The organism is Pararoseomonas baculiformis (assembly GCF_017813395.1).
GTDB classification, from domain to species: Bacteria; Pseudomonadota; Alphaproteobacteria; order Acetobacterales; family Acetobacteraceae; genus Roseomonas; species Roseomonas baculiformis.
On sequence record NZ_JAGIZB010000093.1, the window covers coordinates 1 to 1737 of the forward strand.

Below are 1737 nucleotides of genomic sequence, written 5' to 3' on the forward strand. Positions count from 1 at the left end.
CCAGTCCGGGTCGAACCAGTCCGGGTCGAACCAGTCAGGGCAGAACCAGGACGCCTTCCGCCGGGCTCAGACGTCCGGCAGCCCTGCGGTGCCGAACAGTGACGCCGAGTACAGCCGGGCGATGGAGCGGCTGTTCCAGGCGGCTCAGCGCCTCCGGGAGGCGGTGCAGGCAATGGCTCAGCAGCCCGCCGGTGACAACCGCCGGCAGGCGATCAACGCCGCCAATCAGGCTCTGCTCGAGACGCAGCAGGCCATGGTGCAGGCCTCCGCCGTCGGGCAGTCCAATTCCTCGGGCGGCAGCGCGTCCTCCAGCCAGTCCGGCTCGTCCAGCTCCAACTCGCAGGGCAGCCGCAGCGGCTCGTCGTCAGGGAACTCCTCGGGTAGCTCCTCCGGCAATTCCCAGGGCTCCAGCTCGGGATCGTCCGGCTCCAGCAGGTAAAAACGCCGGCGGGGCGGGCCAGAGCAACCGCCCGCCCCGCGTCATCCGCCCACATGGCCCGCAGGGCCAGGCCCGCGGCATTCATATGAAAGGAACAGCCATGCTCACCTGGGCCATCGTCGCGCTCGTTGTTGCCGTCATCGCGGGTGCCCTCGGCTTCTCCGGTGTCGCCGCTGCCGCCGGCTCGGTGGCGAAGGTGCTCTTCGGCATCTTCCTTGTGATCGCCTTGGTGCTCTTCGTGCTCGGCGCGCTGGCTGTCTAACCCGTGCGCGCGGTTCCTTGTTGGCCACGCTTGCGCCGGTCGGCTGCCCACCTGAACATGGCCCCCCGACTTTATCGTTTCGCCTGATCCCCAGGATCCGGACGGGCTCGATCCCGAAAGGAAGTGACATGATCAAGTGGGCCGTCGTTTTCGCGGTTATCCCACTCCTCCTTGGCGCGCTTGGGTTCGGCGGACTGGATGGAGCGGCCATGGGTGTCGCCAAGATCATGTTCTGGCTCGCCGGCATCATTACGGTAGCCCTGCTCGTCCCCGGCCTCACGGTCGGCCGGAAGTTGACCTAGGAGATCGCCAGGGCTGGGATGCGCTAGCCCACAGTTTGGCGACGACATGTCTCGATTGCTGTCCCCAGATTTAGTCCGAGAGGCAACTCGCCGGGCAGTGGCTGGTGGGCCACCAGAACATCGGAGCGTCTCATGGCACTCTCTCCAGTCCACGCAAGCGCCCCGGCGCTGAGCTACCTCAACGAGCGCCTGCAGGAAGCGCAGCCTTGCAACAGCCGCTTCGAGGTCTTCGACCGCGCCCTCCAGTCCATTCCGGACCATGGCCTCATCTGTGAGTTCGGCGTGTTCAAAGCAGAGTCCATCAACTACATCGCGGACCAGCTGCCCGACCGAGCCTTGTTCGGCTTTGACTCTTTCGAGGGGCTCCCAGAGCATTGGCGTAAGGAGTTCGGGCCCGGCGCATTCAGCGTCGAGGGTGTTCTACCCGAGGTCCGACAGAATGTGAGGCTCATCAAAGGCTGGTTTGATGCCACGCTGCCGGACTTTGCCGCGAAGCATGATGGGCCTGTTGCCTTGCTCCACATCGACTGTGATCTCTACTCCTCCACCCGTTGTGTTCTCGACCACCTTGGAAGCCGCCTCATGGCCGGATCGATCCTCATATTCGACGAGTTCTTCAATTATCCGGGCTGGGAGGAACACGAATTTCGCGCATTCGCGGAATTTGCGGAGCAACGGAAGCTCCCTCACGAATACCTTGCCTACAATGCGACCCACGAGCAGGTTGCAATTCG

General features: G+C 64.1%; 4 protein-coding genes. All 4 read left to right on the plus strand.

The window, feature by feature from the left end; translation table 11 throughout:
- On the plus strand, positions 1–439 hold a 439-nt coding region (locus J8J14_RS24680), incomplete at its 5' end, for a hypothetical protein (RefSeq protein WP_209382190.1).
- A 100-nt stretch (positions 440–539) separates the two neighbouring features.
- A complete protein-coding gene (locus tag J8J14_RS24685; RefSeq protein ID WP_209382191.1) occupies positions 540–701 on the plus strand; it encodes a DUF1328 domain-containing protein in 162 nt (53 codons plus the stop codon).
- Positions 702–829: 128 nt separating this feature from the next.
- A complete protein-coding gene (locus J8J14_RS24690; protein WP_209382192.1) occupies positions 830–1003 on the plus strand; it encodes a DUF1328 family protein in 174 nt (57 codons plus the stop codon).
- Positions 1004–1135: 132 nt separating this feature from the next.
- The coding region (locus J8J14_RS24695; protein ID WP_209382193.1) for a TylF/MycF/NovP-related O-methyltransferase at positions 1136–1737 on the plus strand (602 nt) is incomplete at its 3' end.

Excerpts from the sequence above, each read along its gene's own strand:
- J8J14_RS24685 (WP_209382191.1), top strand. The coding sequence starts at position 540 with ATGCTCACCTGGGCCATCGTCGCGCTCGTTGTTGCCGTCATCGCGGGT.
- J8J14_RS24690 (WP_209382192.1), top strand. The coding sequence starts at position 830 with ATGATCAAGTGGGCCGTCGTTTTCGCGGTTATCCCACTCCTCCTTGGC.